The organism is Nocardia callitridis (assembly GCF_039543305.1).
In the GTDB taxonomy this organism is placed as follows: Bacteria; Actinomycetota; Actinomycetes; order Mycobacteriales; family Mycobacteriaceae; genus Nocardia; species Nocardia callitridis.
In genome coordinates this window covers 192,516-210,033 of record NZ_BAABJM010000005.1, presented here as the reverse complement: position 1 = coordinate 210,033, position 17,518 = coordinate 192,516, and the positions used below count along the sequence as shown (strand labels likewise).

General features: G+C 66.1%; 18 protein-coding genes. 7 read left to right on the top strand and 11 right to left on the bottom strand.

All coding sequences use genetic code 11. The annotated features are described in order from the left end of the window. Positions 1-93: 93 nt before the first annotated feature. Positions 94-555, bottom strand: a complete 462-nt coding sequence (locus ABEA50_RS23510; RefSeq protein WP_345497962.1) for a pyridoxamine 5'-phosphate oxidase family protein — start codon at positions 553-555, stop codon at positions 94-96. Positions 556-593: 38 nt separating this feature from the next. Beyond that, positions 594-1,451: an SAM-dependent methyltransferase gene (locus tag ABEA50_RS23505; protein WP_345497960.1), complete on the bottom strand. Its 858-nt coding sequence runs from the start codon at positions 1,449-1,451 to the stop codon at positions 594-596. Between the two features lie 306 nt (positions 1,452-1,757). On the opposite strand from ABEA50_RS23505, the gene ABEA50_RS23500 reads away from it, so the two are divergent. Continuing rightward, complete coding sequence (locus ABEA50_RS23500) at positions 1,758-2,663, top strand: helix-turn-helix domain-containing protein (protein WP_345498215.1); 906 nt, start codon at positions 1,758-1,760, stop codon at positions 2,661-2,663. Positions 2,664-3,289: 626 nt separating this feature from the next. Continuing rightward, positions 3,290-3,619 (top strand): transglycosylase family protein, encoded by a 330-nt coding sequence (locus ABEA50_RS23495; RefSeq protein WP_345497959.1) that lies wholly within the window; start codon positions 3,290-3,292, stop codon positions 3,617-3,619. A 392-nt stretch (positions 3,620-4,011) separates the two neighbouring features. Here ABEA50_RS23495 and ABEA50_RS23490 read toward each other — a convergent pair whose 3' ends face one another. From ABEA50_RS23490 to ABEA50_RS23465, 6 genes are read right to left on the bottom strand one after another with little or no spacing between them, the layout of a single operon-like run. Beyond that, a complete protein-coding gene (locus tag ABEA50_RS23490) occupies positions 4,012-4,461 on the bottom strand; it encodes a deaminase (protein WP_345497957.1) in 450 nt (149 codons plus the stop codon). Continuing rightward, positions 4,458-5,147: a RibD family protein gene (locus tag ABEA50_RS23485; RefSeq protein ID WP_345497955.1), complete on the bottom strand. Its 690-nt coding sequence runs from the start codon at positions 5,145-5,147 to the stop codon at positions 4,458-4,460. Before ABEA50_RS23485 ends, ABEA50_RS23490 begins: the two co-directional genes overlap by 4 nt. A gap of 58 nt (positions 5,148-5,205) precedes the next feature. After that, complete coding sequence (locus tag ABEA50_RS23480) at positions 5,206-6,294, bottom strand: ABC transporter ATP-binding protein (RefSeq protein ID WP_345497954.1); 1,089 nt, start codon at positions 6,292-6,294, stop codon at positions 5,206-5,208. After that, the gene (gene modB / locus ABEA50_RS23475) at positions 6,291-7,076 is read right to left on the bottom strand and encodes a molybdate ABC transporter permease subunit (RefSeq protein ID WP_345497952.1); all 786 of its coding nucleotides are present in this window, start codon (positions 7,074-7,076) and stop codon (positions 6,291-6,293) included. The genes ABEA50_RS23480 and modB overlap by 4 nt, the downstream gene beginning before the upstream one ends. Before the next feature lie 20 nt (positions 7,077-7,096). Continuing rightward, the gene (gene modA, locus ABEA50_RS23470) at positions 7,097-7,870 is read right to left on the bottom strand and encodes a molybdate ABC transporter substrate-binding protein (protein WP_345497951.1); all 774 of its coding nucleotides are present in this window, start codon (positions 7,868-7,870) and stop codon (positions 7,097-7,099) included. 4 nt (positions 7,871-7,874) lie between these two features. Further along, positions 7,875-8,273 (bottom strand): TOBE domain-containing protein, encoded by a 399-nt coding sequence (locus tag ABEA50_RS23465; RefSeq protein WP_345497950.1) that lies wholly within the window; start codon positions 8,271-8,273, stop codon positions 7,875-7,877. Between the two features lie 126 nt (positions 8,274-8,399). Between ABEA50_RS23465 and ABEA50_RS23460 the strand changes: the two genes are divergently transcribed. The 5 genes from ABEA50_RS23460 (at position 8,400) to ABEA50_RS23440 (ending at position 14,497) form a co-directional block, all read left to right on the top strand. After that, positions 8,400-9,764, top strand: a complete 1,365-nt coding sequence (locus tag ABEA50_RS23460) for a glutamine synthetase family protein (RefSeq protein ID WP_345497948.1) — start codon at positions 8,400-8,402, stop codon at positions 9,762-9,764. Beyond that, complete coding sequence (locus tag ABEA50_RS23455; protein WP_345497946.1) at positions 9,745-10,497, top strand: gamma-glutamyl-gamma-aminobutyrate hydrolase family protein; 753 nt, start codon at positions 9,745-9,747, stop codon at positions 10,495-10,497. Before ABEA50_RS23460 ends, ABEA50_RS23455 begins: the two co-directional genes overlap by 20 nt. 5 nt (positions 10,498-10,502) lie before the next feature. Beyond that, entirely contained in the window at positions 10,503-11,864 is a 1,362-nt protein-coding gene (locus ABEA50_RS23450; RefSeq protein WP_345497944.1) for an aldehyde dehydrogenase family protein, read from the top strand. An 8-nt stretch (positions 11,865-11,872) separates the two neighbouring features. After that, positions 11,873-12,652, top strand: a complete 780-nt coding sequence (locus tag ABEA50_RS23445; protein WP_345497942.1) for a 3-oxoacyl-ACP reductase — start codon at positions 11,873-11,875, stop codon at positions 12,650-12,652. A gap of 507 nt (positions 12,653-13,159) precedes the next feature. After that, positions 13,160-14,497, top strand: coding sequence for an MFS transporter (locus ABEA50_RS23440; RefSeq protein ID WP_345497940.1), 1,338 nt, complete (start codon positions 13,160-13,162; stop codon positions 14,495-14,497). Positions 14,498-14,582: 85 nt separating this feature from the next. On the opposite strand, the gene ABEA50_RS23435 is transcribed toward ABEA50_RS23440, so the two are convergent. The 3 genes from ABEA50_RS23435 to ABEA50_RS23425 form a co-directional block, all read right to left on the bottom strand. Next, positions 14,583-14,972 carry a hypothetical protein gene (locus ABEA50_RS23435; protein WP_345497939.1) on the bottom strand — a complete coding sequence of 130 codons (390 nt, stop codon included), beginning with the start codon at positions 14,970-14,972 and terminating at the stop codon, positions 14,583-14,585. Between the two features lie 324 nt (positions 14,973-15,296). Next, the gene (locus ABEA50_RS23430) at positions 15,297-15,698 is read right to left on the bottom strand and encodes a PaaI family thioesterase (RefSeq protein ID WP_345497938.1); all 402 of its coding nucleotides are present in this window, start codon (positions 15,696-15,698) and stop codon (positions 15,297-15,299) included. Positions 15,699-15,808: 110 nt separating this feature from the next. Next, a complete protein-coding gene (locus tag ABEA50_RS23425; RefSeq protein ID WP_425577699.1) occupies positions 15,809-16,945 on the bottom strand; it encodes a transcription termination factor Rho, short form in 1,137 nt (378 codons plus the stop codon). Between the last annotated feature and the right edge of the window lie 573 nt (positions 16,946-17,518).

The following is a 17,518-nucleotide window of genomic DNA, read 5'->3' as shown; positions in this document are numbered from 1 at the left end:
TCGGATAGCCACGGCCACTGCCGATTTCATGATCAACTCGAGCGCTGTCGATCACCATGGCACAGTAGGCGAAAGGTGTGCTCGCCGTGCGGTTTACGCGAGCTGTTCGCGGTGGACGACCCGACCGGGCAGCCAACCCTGCTCGACGTGGGTAACTCGCCACCACTCGACGGTTACCGCGATCGGATCGATGGGCGCCCCGCGAAACGGGGCCAGATCAGGCGCTTTCGCGACCACGGCGTCGAATGTGGGGTCCAGTTCGGCGGGATCGAGTACCTCGACGGTGCCCACGCCCTGCGCGAACGGCTGGAGCAGGCCCGAGGGCACGATCTTCAGTCCGATACGGGGATTGGCGCGTAGATGACGCAGCGTGGTGCCGCCGGACTCGAGCACCAGTCGTAGTCGAAAGTTGTCGTCCTGAACGAAGAACGCGTTGGAGGCCCACGGCGCTCCGTCGTGTGCGGTGGCGAGGTCGACGCTGGTCGAGCGCAGCACTTCGGTCAGTGTCGCCAGTACCGCGTCGTTGTTGGTGCCGGGTTGTTGCTTTGTGGACATGCCACCTCCGGTGGATCGAGCTCGGGTAGAGGGAGTGGTCATGGCTTGCGGCCGAGGCCACCCAGGATGAGGTGTTCATCGGGCCACGGCACGCGCGTCGGCGGTCCGGCAGGCCACCACTCGTCGAGTTCGACAAGCCCCGGTGCCAGCAGTTCGAGGCCGTCGAACAGCGGTTCGAGTTGCGCGCGGGTGCGCCACTTGCCCGCGCCGAGCCCGTCGTGGTTGAGCGCGCGTTCGGCGCCCCTGGCCAATTCGTGCAGTTGCGGGTGCTCGGCGCCGGGGTCGAAGAAGTGGCTGAGCATCACGTGCGAACCCGGCGCGAGGGCGCGGATGTACTCGCGCATGATCGCCGCCGCTTCGCCGTCGTCGTCGACGTAATGCAGTGTCCCGCACTGGATCAGCAGCAACGGGCGGTCGAAGTCGAGATGCTGTCGCAGCTGTGGGTCGGCCAATACCGTCGCGGGTGCGGTGAGGTCGAGGTCCAGGAAGTGGGTGCGCGTGTTGGTCGCGAGCAGTTCACGGCCGCGTGCCACGCACACCGGGTCGTTGTCGACGTAGACCACCTCGACTTGCGCGTCGAGTTCCTGCGCGACCTCGTGGGTGTTCTTCTGGGTGGGAAGGCCGCTGCCGAGATCGAGCACCTGGTCGATCCCGCGCTCGCGGGTGACGTATCGGACTACGCGCTCCAGCCAGCGCCGATTCGCTTTTCCCACGTCATCTTGATGTGGCACAACCGTTTTCATGTGCTCGTAGACCTCGCGGTCGACCTCGAGCCAGTTGGTGCCGCCGAGCGCGTAGTCGTACACCCGAGCGATACTCGGCGTTCGCGGATCGAGGGTGGTGGGATCGACGGCGTGGTCACGGGATAGTTCGGCACTGCTGTCTTTCGGCGGCATCCTGCTCCTCGCCTCGAGGTGTCGCTGCGTTCACGCAGTGGGTACTCTACGCAACTCACGTGCGGGGCACGATGGATTGTGGACAAGTTATTTCGTTGCGGCACTGTCAATTTCAAGATCTTTTCGGCGGATTTCCCGAACCCTCCGGTCTGTGAGACACGAGCGGACCAGGTGCACGACAGGTTTCCGGAATGTGACGAACAAGCGAGTAGCATTAGCCGCCGAGCGGTGTGGGGCATGGCACACCGGGTCGATAACCCCTAGCGGCGGAGGCGGTTCGTGGCCAACGATCAGGATGACGGCGAGATGGTGGAATCGCTTGTGGCCGAGCGAGGCCCGACGGTCCTGCGCATCGCGCTGGGCAGTCGCCTACGCAGGCTCAGGGAGGAATGCGGCGTCACTCGCGAGGAGGCGGGCGAATGCATCCGCGGTTCACACGCCAAGATCAGCCGACTCGAGTTGGGCAGGACCGGCTTCAAGGAACGCGATATCCGCGATCTGCTGAGCCTCTACCACGTCCTGGACGATGACCAGCGCGAGCTATATCTGGACATGGCCCGGCGCGCCAACGATCCGGGGTGGTGGCGCAGCTACAGTGATCTGCTCCCGAACTGGTTCGAGACCTACGTGGGCCTGGAACAGGCCGCGACCACGATCCGTACCTACGAGGCCCAGTTCGTGCCCGGCCTGCTCCAGACCAAGGAGTACGCCCGATCGGTCGTCGTGCTCGGCAACGACACCGAAACCGATCGCAGGGTCGCGGTGCGCATGCGGCGCCAGCAGATCTTGCGCAGAGTCGCACCGCCCACCCTGTGGGCGGTGATCGACGAGAACGCGTTGCGCAGACCGGTCGGCGGCATAGATGTGCTGCGCGATCAGATCCGACACCTCATCGAGGTTTCCGCATTTCCGAACGTGAAGATCCAGGTCCTGCCCTATTCGGCGGGCGGGCACTCCGCCGCCGGTGGACCGTTCAGCATCCTGCGCTTTCCCGAGCCGGAGTTGCCGGACGTGGTGTACACCGAGCAGCTGAGCAGTGCGCTGTACTTCGAGAAGCGTCGCGATGTCGAGCTCTACATGTCGGTGATGAATAGTCTTGCGGTACAGGCCTTTTCGCCGAGTATGAGTGTCAAGTTCCTCACCGCGGTGTTAGCGGACACCGAGCCCGGTGTCGGCGGCCCCGACGACCGGGGCGTCCCGTCCTTCGGCTGACTTTCCTCCGACCGTGCCTGATGACTGTTGGCCCGCTCGGGCCACGTTGCCGATTCGCGCCGTGCCGGGGGCACGGGCTCGAGTCGGAGTATTGGGTAACGACCAGGTCACCGGCGTCGCGACGAGTGATCGACAGTGCGAGCGGTGACGACGCCGCGTTGCGGCGGTTGCCCGTCCTCTGTCGGAGAGACAGGACGTGACCAGGTGATTGTCCCGATTGAACCGGTGGGTCGCGCGAGTGTTCCGGCGCCATGATCGCCGAGAATTCGCCCGATTCGGATCGCGCGTCACCGATCTGCTGTGACTCGAAACATGATCATCTCGTGATCTATGGCACATAACGCACCGGTAACAGCAATACCGCATATGTCTGTTTTCGCGTTCCGAGCGGGCGGGATGCCCCGACTCTCGACGATTGATTCAGACAAATAGGACGTTACCTTAACGAGATCTGCGGCGAATTCTTCGCTACCGTCGGTCATCGGTTCGGATAACCCGAACCTCGAACTCGAATCGAGTGAACGCCGGAAAGCCTGCCCCGCGATTCGAGAATCCCCGACACACCTGGGGGCAGGGACGCGACAGAGTTATTCGTCGAGTTGGTGGGCGCAGGCAGGGAATACATAATGTCGCTTAACCGCAAGTTCACCACCCGTGCCGTCGGCTTCACCGCTGCGATGGGCGCACTGGTCGCCATCCCGTTCGGTATGTCCACCGCCACCGCTTCGGCCAACGACTGGGACGCAGTCGCGCAGTGCGAGAGCAGCGGCAACTGGAACATCGACTCCGGAAACGGCTTCTCCGGCGGCCTGCAGTTCACCCCGAGCACCTGGGCGGCCAACGGCGGCACCGGCGACCCGAGCAACGCCAGCCGTGAAGAGCAGATCCGCGTCGCGGAGAACGTGCTCGCCACGCAGGGACCGGGTGCGTGGCCCGTGTGCGGCGCCTACCTCTGATTTGAGCGTCGACCGGCGCCCACCGTAATTCGGTGGGCGCCGGACCTTTTCCTTCGCATTATCCAGCCGGGCGCATATTGATTATCGACCGTGTTATATCGATTCGATAGCGCGATAATCAACGGAAATAATCTTTTGCGCAGCGAACTACCAGATATCGATGAGATGCGGCGCCGGGGGCGTGACGGAAGCGAGATGCACGGCTACCGTCCGATACCACGCCAAGCATTGGGCGAAAACCGCTTGCGCACATGCGAGCTCAGTGCGAACGCTTGGGCTCGGCGCGAAGCACCGGCCGTCGCGGTCCGCGCGAAGCCGGTGGTCGCGTCCCTGTCGTGACCAAGTGTCAGTGCCGGTGGATGTGCCCGACTCGTGACCTAGCGGGGACCTGACTACGACAGATCCAGATGCCGATTCATCGCCATCGCGGCCGCTGCCCACTCGGGCAGCTCGATGACCGTCACGCCCGCCGCACGCAACTTCTCCACCCCGACGCAGTTGCGTACGAAGGTCGCCGGCTCCCGCCACGCGATCACCACCACCGGAATACCAGCACGCAGAATCCGCTCGGTGCACGGCAGCCGTGTCGCGGTACCGCGCTGTGAGCAGGGCTCGAGCGTGCTGTAGATCGTCGCCCGAGCCAGCCGTGGGTCGTCTTCGTCGAGCTTGTTCAGCGCGGCTTCCTCGGCGTGCACCTTCGCGTCGGTCTCGCGCGAGTAGCCGGTGGCGATCGCGGCATCGTCGACAACGATCACCGCACCCACCGAGAACGCGCCCTCGGCCGAGGGGGAACGGGTGGCGAGTTCCACCGCGGCGCGCATCCACCGCGCGTGGTCGGTCATGATTCGGTCTCCTTCGGCAGGTAACGCAGCACCGCGACATCGCCGAGACGAGCGACGTCGAGCAAACGCATGCGGCGGGTCGAGCCGCCGGGAAAGCCCGCGGGCTCCAGGAAGCGCGGTGCGTCGGGATCGCCCACCAGCGCGGGGCCGATCGCCAGATGTAGTTCGTCGGCAAGCCCCTCGGACAGGAACGCGGTGTGCAGATGGCTGCCACCCTCGACCATCAACCGGCCGATGCCGCGTCCGCCGAGATCATCGAGCAGCGCCCCGAAATCCACCTCCGTGCCGAGTGCCACCACCTCGGCCAGGCCAGCGAGGCGCTCGCCGAGCCGAGCCGCTCCCGCCGCCGTGGTGTAGACGAGTGGTCGATGTTGCTCGGTGCCGTGATGCCAGAATCTCGCAGCCGGATCGAGGTCTCCGCTCGCGGTCACCGTGACCTTCAGTGGTTGAGTGTCCCGGCCCGCCGCGCGTCGTCGGTCCTGGCGGTCCTGGTCCTTCACGATCAGTCGGGGGTTGTCCGCGCGCAGTGTCGCCGCGCCGACCATGATGGCGTCGGCATCGGCGCGGACCTGGTCGACTCGGTCGAAATCCTGTGCGTTGGACAGCAGCAGCCGCTGCGGCGCGGTGTCATCGATATAGCCGTCGACACTCATCGCCACGGACAACAGCACATACGGCCGACTCATCGGGCCGCCGACACTTGTCGAAACGGAGGCGTGCGCGCGGAAGGCTCGCTGCGGTCGATCACCCAAGCATGGTAGAGCCAGAACCGGTCAGGTCGGCGCCATCCGGATACACCCGCACCTCCGTAGCCTTCGTGACCGCCCAGAGTCGCGCGCCGGGACGCAGGTCCAGCGCCGCGACGGCGGCCGTGGTGATGTCCGCGAGGACCGAGGGGCTGCCGTCGAGTCGTAACCGGATGGTGTCGGCGTGCTGCTCGATACCCGCGATGGTCACCGGCCAGGTGTTGCGCGGACTTCCCGACGGCTTCTCCGGATACACGGCCACGGCCGAGGGAGCGAACGCCACGTAGACCTCGCCGGTGGCGGGTCGGGCGGCGACGATCCGGCCGCCGCCCACCAATTCCACCTCCGTGCCACGGGCATTGCCCCGAAAAAGATTGAGCCCCACCAACTTCGCCACATAATCCGACCGGGGATGCCTGGCGACCTCGGCGGGCGGACCCGACTGCACCACGGTGCCGCGTTCGAGGATCACGATGCGGTCGGCGAGCACCATCGCGTCGAGCGGATCGTGGGTGACCAGCACGGTGTGACCGGCGTACGCGCCGAGATGATGGGCAAGGTCGGAGCGCACCCGCATGCGGGTGCTCGCATCGAGCGCGGCCAAGGGTTCATCGAGCAGCAGCAGCCGGGGCTCGCTGGCCAGCGCCCTGGCCAGCGCGACCCGCTGCGCCTGGCCGCCGGAGAGCGCGCGTGGTTTGGCGTCGCGGTACTCGGCGAGGCCGACGCGGTCGAGCCAGTCGGCCGCCCGTGCGCGCGCGACGCCGCGGCGCGTGCCCCGCGCCCTCGGCCCGAACGCGACATTGTCGAGGGCACTGAGGTGGCCGAACAGCAGATAATCCTGGAAGACGACGCCGATCGAGCGGCGCTCGGCGGGCACGAAGACCTTCGGCGGCGCGTCCAGGACGTGCTCGTCGAGGCGGATCTCGCCGTCGCTGAGCGCGGTCAATCCGGCCAGTAGCCGCAGCGCGGTGGTCTTACCCGCGCCATTGGGGCCCAGCAACGCCACCACCTCACCTTCGGCGACCGTGATCGTGGCATCGAGCGTGAATTCACCACGGGTGAGCCGCAATTCGGCGCTCAGGCTCACGCTACTGCTCGAATCCAGCGCTCACGCAAGGTCACCAGCACCGTCACCGATACCGCGAGCAGGACAAGGCTCAGCACGATCGCGTCGGCGGGGTCGGTCTCCAACGCGAGATAGACCGCGAGCGGCATGGTGGTGGTCGTGCCGGGGAAGTTTCCGGCGAAGGTGACCGTCGCGCCGAACTCGCCGAGCGCGCGTGCCCAGCACAACACCGCACCCGCGACCACCCCCGGCAACACCGACGGCACGGTGACCCGGACGAAGGCGTACCAGCGTGAGGCGCCGAGGGTTGCCGCGGCCTCCTCGAAACGCGGATCGCTCGCGCGCAGTGCCCCTTCCACCGAAATCACCAGAAACGGCATGGCCACGAACGCCTCGGCGACGACCACCCCGGCCGTGGTGAACGGCAGCGATACGCCGAACCACTGGTCCAGGTACTGGCCAAGTAGGCCGCGCCGACCGAGGACCAACAGCAAAGCGACACCGCCGACCACCGGCGGCAACACCAGCGGAACCGTGACCAGTGCTCGAACGACACCCGCTCCCGGCAGCTCGCCGCGCGCGAGCAACCACGCCAGCGGTACACCGAACACCAGGCACACGACGGTGGCCATGGTCGCGCACATCAGCGAAAGTCTGAGGGCCTGACCCACTTCGGCGTTCGACAAGCGTTCCGGCAGCGTGCGCCACGGCGCGCGCAGTGCCAGCCCGAGCAGCGGAACGAGCAGAAACACGAGTGCGCACAGCGCGGGCAGGAGCAGGACGAGTGGACGTCGCCCTGTCACCGCCCGGCGCCGCGCTCGCGTCACGGGATATCGAACCCCGCGTCGGCGAACGCCGAGCGCGCCTGCTCGGACCGGATGAAGTCGACGAAGGCCGCGGCGCCCTCGGCGTTCGGCGCGTGTGCCAAGGGTGCGATCGGATAGTCGTTGATCGCGGCCTCGGCCTCGGGGAACTCGATGCCCTCGACCTGTTCACCCGCCGACTGCACATCGGTGCGATACACCAGTGCCGCATCGACCTCGTCGAGGCGCACCTTCGTCAGCACCGCCTTGACATCTTTCTCCCTGGTATCCGGCCGCGGATCGATCCCGGCCTTCTCGAAGACGGTCTTCGCCGCGGCGCCGCAGGGCACCTGCTCGGCGCACAGCGCGATCTTGGGTTCGGTCTTGCCGAAGTCGGTCAGGCCGGTGATGTGGCCGGGATTGCCTTGGGGGACCGCGATTTCGAGTCGGTTGCGCACGAAAATCGTCGGGTCGACGGTCACCTCGCCGGTGTCGCGAACCTGCTGCATGTTCTTCGGTGCCGCCGAGGCGAACACGTCGGCCGGGGCGCCCTGGTTGATCTGCTCGGCCAGGTCCGAACTGCCCGCGAAGCTGAGGACGACTTTGCTGCCGGGGTGGTCGGCTTCGAATTCCTTGCCGAGTTCGGTGAACGTCTCGGTCAGCGAGGCCGCCGCGAAGACGGTGATGGTGCCGCCGGCACCCTCGGTGTCAGGGGACGGGTCGTCGGCGCCACACGCGGCCAGGGTGAATGCGGCGAGACCGGCCACCGCGGCCATACTCAGTGCTCGGATCATCTCGTCAACTTTCTGGGATCTCTACCACGACATGCGTCGATTTCACCGAGGCCACCGCGACGCTGCCGACCTCGAGCTGTAGTTCGTCCACCGATTCTCTGCTCACCAGCGACACTATCCTGAACGGTCCCGCGCGCAGCTCTACCTGCGCCATCACAGTGTCCTTCACAATCCTGGTGACGATGCCGCGCATGCGGTTGCGCGCCGACGCGGCGACGGTGCGGCCGAGCTCGGGGGGCTGCGGCTCGGCTTCGAGGAATTCGGCGAGCTCCTTGCCGCTGACCCCCATGCGGCCGTTGTCCAACGGGGCCGATTCGAGCCGACCCTGATCGATCCAGCGGCGGACCGTGTCGTCGCTGACGCCGAGGAGCGCGGCTACCTCGCTGATCCGCAAATTCGGCATAATTTGCAGTTTATCGACGTGAATGCGGAAAACAAGGGGTGGGTGCCCCTCGGGTGTGCGTGCTCCGCGCGCGCGAGCCCCTCCGGTGTTCTAGCGTGAGCAGCTCGAGGCCGAGAGGGGTCGTTGATGCGTGACGGATTGCTGAGCTTGGCGCAGTTGCGGGAGCGAGTCGAGGCCGCGGAGATCGACACGGTGCTCGTCGCGATGACCGATATGCAGGGTCGATTGCAGGGGAAGCGCTGTGCGGCACGGTATTTCCTCGACGAGGTGGTGTCGCACGCGACGGAGGCGTGCGGTTATCTGCTCGCCGTGGATGTGGACATGGCGACCGTCGACGGGTATGCGATGTCGTCATGGGACACCGGCTACGGCGACTGTGTGCTGCGCCCCGACCTGAGTACTTTGCGGGTGACCCCGTGGTGGCCGGGGACGGCGTTGGTGCTGTGTGATGTGGAACAGACTGTCCCGCAGGGGCGCCCGGTGACGGTCTCGCCGCGACAGATCCTGCGTGCGCAGCTCGACCGGCTTGCCGAACGGGGGTTGCGCGCCCTCGTCGGCACCGAACTGGAGTTCCTGCTGTTCGAGGACACCTACGAGGCCGCGGGCGATGCCGGATATCGCGGTCTCACCCCGGCGAATCGGTACAACGTCGACTACTCGCTGCTCGGAACGGGGCGGGTCGAGCCGCTGTTGCGGCGTATCCGCAACGAGATGGACGGTGCGGGAATGTATGTCGAGTCGGCGAAGGGGGAGTGCAACCTCGGTCAGCACGAGATCACCTTTCGTTACGCCGAGGCGATGGCCACCTGCGACAACCACAGCATCTACAAGACCGGTGCCAAACAGATCGCGGCTCAGGACGGCCGCAGCCTCACATTCATGGCGAAATATGATGAACGCGAAGGCAATTCGTGCCACATACACCTGAGTTTCCGCACCGAATCGGGTGCGCCGGTGTTCGCGGGTGACGACGAGAACGGCTGGTCGGAGACCATGCGGCACTTCGTCGCGGGCCAGGCGGATTGCCTGCGGGAGTTCACCTATCTTTTCGCACCGAACATCAACTCCTACAAGCGGTTCCAACCGGGCAGCTTCGCGCCGACGGCCGTCGCCTGGGGTCGGGACAACCGCACCTGCGCCTTGCGCGTGGTCGGCGAAGGACCCGGGCTGCGAGTGGAGAACCGGGTGCCCGGCGGCGACGTCAACCCGTATCTCGCCGTCGCCGCGGTGATCGCGGCCGGTCTGCACGGAATAGACCGCCGCCTACCGTTGGAGCCGGAGTTTCGCGGCAACGCCTATCGCAGCGAGCGACCACGCGTGCCGCACACCCTGCGCGAGGCAGCCGAACTGTTCGGCGAGAGCAGGGTGGCGCAGGCGGCATTCGGTGCCGACGTGGTGGCGCATTACCGCAACGCGGCACGGGTCGAGATCGACGCCTTCGACGCCGCGGTCACCGACTGGGAGCGCGCGCGTGGCTTCGAACGTCTCTGAGCGCGAACGCCTCGGCCCGCGCCCGGTGATCGGGTTGCCGACCTACCGCGAACGAACCCGGTTCGGGTCGTGGGATGTGGAAAGCGCTGTGCTGCACGAGAGTTACGTCGACATGGTGGTGCGCGCGGGTGGTATCCCTGTGCTACTGCCGCCCTCGGGGACCGCCTTCGTCGAACTGGTCGATCGGCTCGACGGGTTGATCCTCACCGGTGGCGCCGATGTCGAGCCCGGCCGATACGGCGGGCGCGGCGATGAATCGCTCGGCTACACCCGGCCCGACCGCGACAACTCCGAATTCGAGCTGCTGCGCCTCGCGCGCGCGGCGGGCCTGCCCATTCTGGCGATCTGCCGCGGGTTGCAAGTGCTGAACGTCGCGCTGGGCGGGACGCTGATCGAGCACCTGCCCGATGTCGTCGGGCATACCGAACACTCCGGCGGCCCAGGCGATTTCACCGCGAACCAGGTGCGCACCGTCGCAGGCAGCAAGCTCGCCGCGATCACCGGAGCCGAACTGACCGTGTACTGCCACCACCATCAGGCCATAGCTGCGCTCGCCGAGGGCCTGGTCGTCACCGCGTCGGCCACAGACGGCACCATCGAGGCCGTCGAACTCGCGACGGAGCCGTTTCTACTCGGTGTCCAATGGCACCCGGAAGCCGACGCGACCGATACGCGGCTGATGCGCGCCTTGGTGCTGGCCGCGCACACCTACCGAGCCGAACGAGGGGAGTGAATGTCGTGACGACAACACAGGTGATCGACCCGGCGACCGAACGCGTGGTGACGACGGTCGAATTGGCCGACGAGGCGGCCACCGACGCCGCCATCGACCGCGCCCACCGCGCGCAGGTGGCCTGGCGCGCGGTCGCGCCCGGCGATCGGGCTCGGCTGCTGCGGCGCTTCGCCGAAGCCGTGGACGCGGACCTGGAGCACCTGGCCCGACTGGAAGTCACGAACTCCGGGCACACCATCGGCAACGCGCGCTGGGAAGCGGGCAACGTGCGCGATCTGCTGCACTACGCGGCCGGCATCCCGGAACGTTTGCTCGGCCAGCAGATTCCGGTCGCCGACGGCGTCGATATCACCTTTCACGAGCCGCTCGGCGTCGTCGGGGTGATCGTGCCGTGGAACTTCCCCATGCCGATCGCGGGCTGGGGATTCGCCCCCGCGCTCGCGGCGGGAAACACCGTGGTACTCAAGCCCGCCGAACTCACCCCGCTGACCGCGATCCGGCTCGGCGAGCTGGCGCTGGAAGCCGGTCTGCCCGAAGGGGTCTTCCAGGTGCTGCCGGGTAAAGGCTCGGTGGTCGGACAACGTTTCGTCACCAACCCCAAGGTGCGCAAGGTGGTGTTCACCGGGTCCACCGAGGTCGGCACGCAGATCATGGCCGGTTGCGCGCGACAGGTGAAGCGCGTGACCTTGGAACTCGGCGGCAAGAGCGCGAACGTCGTCTTCGCCGACGCCGACCTCGAGGCGGCGGCCGCGTCGGCTCCCGACGGCGTTTTCGACAACGCGGGCCAGGACTGTTGTGCGCGGTCACGGATTCTGGTGCAACGCAGTGTGTTCGATCGATTCCTCGAACTGCTCGAGCCCGCCGTGCGCAAGGTGCGTGTCGGCGACCCCGCCGAGGCATCCACCGATATGGGTCCGCTGATCAGTGCCGCGCACCGACAACGCGTGGCCGACTTCCTCGAACCGACGACCGATATCGCGTTCACCGGTACTTGTCCGGAGGGCCCTGGATTCTGGTACCCGCCGACGGTGGTGCTGCCCGCCGCGGGCACCGAACGGGTGCTCACCGAAGAAGTGTTCGGCCCGGTGGTCGCGGTGATCGCCTTCGAAGACGAGGCCGAAGCCATCCGGCTCGCCAACGACACCGAGTTCGGCCTGTCCGGCTCGATCTGGACCTCCGATGTCGGCCGTGCGCTACGGGTGTCGCGCGCGGTCGAAGCGGGCAATCTGTCGGTGAATTCGCACGCGTCCGTGCGCTATTGGACGCCCTTCGGTGGATTCAAGCGGTCCGGACTCGGCCGTGAACTCGGGCCGGACGCCGCGCTCGCGTTCACCGAGACCAAGAACGTCTTCATCGCGACCACCTAACCGCCACATTGTCAGGAGATGCGTTGCAGCGCTTACAAGATCGAGTCGCCGTCGTCACCGGTGGCGCCAGTGGTATCGGCCTCGCCACCGTCCGGCGTTTCGCGGAAGAGGGCGCCAGGGTGATCGTCGCGGACATCGACGACAACGCGGGCGCCGCGGCGGCCGAGGCGGTCGCCGGGGTCTACATCCGGGTCGACGTGACCGACGAAGAACAGGTTCGCCAGCTGTTCCAGACCGCGGTCGACACCTACGGCGGCGTGGACATCGCCTTCAACAACGCGGGAATCTCTCCGCCGGAGGATGATTCGATTCTCACCACCGATATCGACGCCTGGCGCAAGGTGCAGGAGGTCAACCTCACCTCGGTGTATCTGTGCAGTAAGTACGCCATCGGGCACATGCTGGAGCGCGGCAAGGGGTCGGTCATCAATACGGCCTCCTTCGTCGCGGTGCTCGGCGCGGCCACCTCGCAGATCTCATACACCGCCTCCAAGGGCGGGGTGCTGGCGATGACTCGAGAACTGGGGGTGCAGTTCGCGCGCAAGGGTATTCGGGTGAACGCGCTGTGTCCCGGTCCGGTGAACACACCGCTGTTGCGCGAGCTGTTCGCGAAAGATCCCGAGCGCGCGCAGCGCCGGTTGGTGCACGTGCCCGTGGGTCGTTTTGCCGAACCCGAGGAGATCGCCGGGGCTGTCGCCTTCCTCGCCAGCGACGACGCCTCCTTCATCACCGCGTCCCAGTTCTTGGTGGACGGCGGAATCTCGGGCGCCTATGTCACTCCGCTATAACTGATTTCACTCGACACGCCCATGTGTGTGGCGGTTGTCTTGCCCGATAATCGCGCCGCACGCGCCGTCCGTGCGACATCCGCTGCCGCGCGAACTGGACGTTCCGGGCGGTGGCGGGCCCTATCGGGCGTCTCGGGGCCCGATGGATCGCCGCAACTTCGGTGTACCGACGGTGTTGCGACGGAGTTAGGTGTTGATGTCACCCGCTGCGCGAGGAGCCCGACCGGGCTACCGTGGCGAGGCCGAAGTGCCGTCGGCAGACGGTGATCGGGTCTCGACTCGGGCACTGTTTTCGCGGCATTTGGCGGGCATTGTGGCTACCGTCACATTAGAGTGTCCAGGTGCAGGTCGCAGCGGGCTGACCGTGGGGGCGTGGCATGGGTCGGTGTTTGCCCAGGACTGAACGTGGGTATCGGTCTCTTTCGTGCCGTGTCTCTGGCTGTCAGGCGTAGGGACTGGTAACGATTAAAGGTCCGATGTGAAGACGGACTGGAGAGGAACGCGCACGTGACGAAGCCAGCAGACCTGGAACCGGGGGTGCTCAAACGAGCAGTAGCCGCCTCGGCGCTAGGAAACGCGACCGAATGGTTCGACTACGGTGTCTATTCCGCGGCGACCACCTACATCACCAGCGCCTTCTTCCCCGGCTCGCTCGGCACCCTGGGGACGATGCTCGGCTTCGCGATTTCCTTCATTCTTCGCCCATTGGGCGGCATGGTGTGGGGCCCGCTGGGCGACCGCATCGGCAGGAAAGCCGTGATGGCCATCACTATTCTGCTGATGGCTGCCGCCACCGGCGCCATCGGCCTGATTCCGGGACACGGCTCCATCGGGGTGTGGGCGCCGATCCTGCTCATCCTGCTTCGAGTGGTGCAGGGCTTCTCGACCGGCGGCGAATATGGTGGCGCGGCAACATATCTGGCCGAATGCGCGCCCGACAAACGACGCGGATTCTTCGGTAGCTTCCTCGAATTCGGCACCCTGGCCGGTTTCGCGGGCGGCACCGCGGTGGTGGCCCTGTGCCAGCTCGTGCTCGGCGACGACGCGATGCGCGACTGGGGTTGGCGCATTCCCTTCCTGATCGCCATTCCGCTCGGCCTAGTCGGGTGGTACCTGCGCTCGCATCTCGATGAATCGCCGGTGTTCACCGAGATCGCCGATACGGACACCAAGAAGCCGCTGGCTGTGCTGCGCGAACTGGTCACGGTGTACCGCCGCGAGACCCTGACGCTGATCGGCCTCGTCGTCGCGCTCAACGTCGTGAACTACACGCTGCTCACCTACCAGCCCACCTATCTGGAGAACACACTCGGGATCGGTGAATCGACCACCTCGCGCATGGTGCTCATCGGTGAGGTCGTGATGATGTTGACGCTGCCGTTCTTCGGCCGACTGTCGGATACGGTCGGTAGGAAACCGATGTGGTTGGTTTCGGTCGTCGGGTTGGCGGTTCTCGCGGTGCCGATGTACTGGCTGATGGGCAAGGGGATCGTCTGGGCGGTCGTCGGATTCATCGTTCTCGGACTGTTCTACGTCCCGCAGTTGTCGACGATCAGCGCGACCTTCCCCGCCATCTTCCCGACACAGGTCAGGTATGCGGGATTCGCGTTGGGCTACAACGTATCCACCGCTGTCTTCGGTGGCACCGCGCCGCTGGTGAACGAGTGGACGATCGACAGGACCGGGTGGACGTTGTTCCCCGCCGTGTACATGGTCGGCGCGTCGCTGATCGGTTTGCTCGCATGGTTCTTCCTGCGCGAAACCAAGGGCACCTCCCTGCGCGGCACCGACGTGCCCGATGCGGACGATCCGGAGCCGAACTTCGAGAAGGCGCCGGCCACCTAGGCGTCAACGTGCCCGGGGACCGGGCAGCAACTCGACATTCGGCCACCGGGTCCGCACCGCGGACTCGGTGGCCGAATTCGTCGGCTCAGGACAGGTCGTCGTTTTCGCTGTCGTCGTCGGGATCGTCGTCGCTCGGCCAGGAATCCTCGATGACGAGCGTCCCGTTCTGGAGGAACTCGACGTACTGATCCGCGACCAGGGGTTCGGGATAGGTGGGCCAGAAGGACACCGCGCCGCTGGCGATATCGATGACATACACCGAACCGCCGACTACGACCGCGGGCACACTCGAATCGACATCGGGTACGGGTGGAAAGATCGAGACCACGGTGAAGCAGTCGTCGAACTCGGTGATTCGCTTAATGATTCCGCGTGCGGTCTCGTCGGGGTCGGAGAGGTGTTCGGTGACGATACGCTCGGCCTCGGCGAGATCGACCGGCGTCGTCGCCGCGGTGGGGTAGGCGTGGATATCCATCGTGTCGACGGCAGCCGGACGGTGGCTGCCTACTCCTTTCTGGTCCCTGCATATCACCCGCGACGCGTCTCGACCGTGCTTCACTCGCGGTCGCGACCGGATCGGTGCCTCGGGGTGCGCACGAGCCGATCTCCGGGGGAGAACTACAGATATTGGCATTCCCGTTGCGGGGGCATGCATTTCACCGTCAGGATAGCCGTTCGACGGCCCCGGTCGATCCTGCGCTCCCCTCCCAGGAACAGGATCGACCGGGACACTGAAAGGATCGCGTGTTTCGCTTGGGAGCGGCTTAACGGCTGCATAACGCGCCGGGCGCCTACGAGATCAGAGCACGGCTTGGGTCTGGGTCACCTTGGCGACCAGCTTGTCGGCATCGTCGCGCACGACCGTTTCGACCACGATGAACGAGCGGCCGGTGTGCAGCGGTGTCGCGGCGGCGGTCGCGTAACCGGTGCGCACGCCACGCAGGAAGTTCGTCTTCGATTCGACCGTGGTCGTGCCCTGTTTGCCTTCGGGCAGATTCAAGTAGGCGCAGACCGCTCCGGTCGCGTCCGCGAGCGCCATCAGTACGCCCCCGTGCAGCACCCCGCCCAGCGTGCACAAGGACTCGTCCCAGGCGATCCTGCTGCGCACCAAGGCTTTCTCGTGTTCGAGCACCTCGATGCCGAGCCGCTCGGTGAACGGCATGGTCTGGTGGAACAGTGCGGTGCCCGCCTCGTCAGTCATGCTCGGGGATAATGCCGCATGGGGTGGGCGCCGTCGATTACCAGAAAGGTCATGATCGCGCCGCGGCGCTCGCGCAAGGCTCCGCGTGCCGAGCGGCAGCGCGTGGAGAATCAGCGCATCGGAGCGAGGAACTCGCCGTTGGTCTCCGTCTTGCGCAGACCCTCGAGTAGGAGGTCGAGGGCCTGCCGATTGTCCAAGGGGGCGAGGGTGGCGCGCAGCTTCTGCGTCGCGATCGACTCGTCGCGCGACAGCAGCAGTTCCTCCTTGCGGGTGCTGGACTGCGTGATGTCGACGGCGGGAAAGACCCTGCGGTTGGCGGCGGCACGGTCGAGTTTGAGTTCGGCGTTGCCGGTGCCCTTGTACTCCTCGAAGATCACCGTGTCGGCCACCGAGCCGGTTTCCACGAGGGCGGTGGCGACGATGGTGAGTGAGCCGCCGTGCTCGATATTGCGTGCGGCGCCGAGGAAACGCTTGGGTGGGGCGAGGGCGGCGGCGTCGACACCACCGGACAGGACGCGTCCCGAGCCCGCGCTCGCCGTGTTGTACGCGCGGGCGAGGCGGGTGAGGGAATCGAGCAGAACCACCACGTCGCGCCCCATCTCGACGAGCCGTTTGGCGCGTTCGATGGCCAGCTCGGCGACCGCGATGTGCTCGCGTGGTGGCTGATCGAAGGTCGAGGCGGCGATCTCGGCGGGCACCGACCTGGCCAGATCGGTGACCTCTTCCGGTCGTTCGCCGACCAGGACGAGCATGAGTTCGCATTCCGGGTGATTCTTCGCGATGCCGTGCGCCATCGACTGCAGCACCGAGGTCTTTCCCGCTTTCGGCGGCGCGACGATCAGCGCGCGTTGTCCCTTGCCGATGGGCATGACCAGGTCGGTCACGCGGGTGGTGAGCGCATGGCGCTCGGTTTCCAGTCGCAAGCGTTCGTTGGGGTAGATCGGTACGAGGTCGGCGAAGGCGGGCCGCGTCGAGGTGCGTCGCGGGCGCTGCCCGTTGACCGTGTCGATGGTGTGTAACGTCGGACTCGGGGCCTGTCGGCTGCCGAATTGTGTTGTGCCGGTGATGGTATCGCCACGGCGGAGGCTGTGCTCCCGGATCAGCTTGGTCGAGACCTCCAGGTCGCGCTCACTCGGCGCGTAGCCCTCGACATGCAATGTGGCGCGCCTGCCGGTGATTTCGAGTATCCCGCTGACGGAGGCGGCCGTCTCGCCGTCTGGTGGTGGGGGAGAAGTGTTGGTGTTCATGAGGTTTCCTAGTTGTGTTGTGGTGATCGAAGTGTTTGGCGCGCTTCGCGGTTCGGCGAAGATCGGCCGACCTGAGCTGGGTGCTCCCCTGATCGGACACGGTCGCCATGGGAGTCCATGGCGTGGCCGGAGGGCGTGCGAGCCGTGCGGAATCACGTGCTTGTCGCGCTCATCGGTCGTTTCGCTGTTGAGCGCGCGCCCGGTTCGGACCGGTCGACAATCAGCTCGGACACGAAAAGTGTGCGGCAGCAGCATGGTCTACGCTGCCGCGGCGCGGCAGGAATGTGCGTCGTAAGCCAGGAAATGGCTCAGAAGATAACGCGGAGTGCTGCGAACTCTTCGTGCTGTCAGCGAACGACGCGACGGTCGTTGCGGGGAGAACGAATCTCAGAAATCCTGCGGGGAGGCCGCCTCAGTGGCGGGAAGATAACCTGTATCCGCTAGGGGATGAAGTCAGGCTACCTGTTCGAGGGTAAACGCGCAATGTCAAGGGTGCGAGCCCTGCTCAGCGGTGCTATCGACCGACCGAAGTGGATGTGGAAAGCACTGGCGTCGAGTCGGTCTCGATGTCCT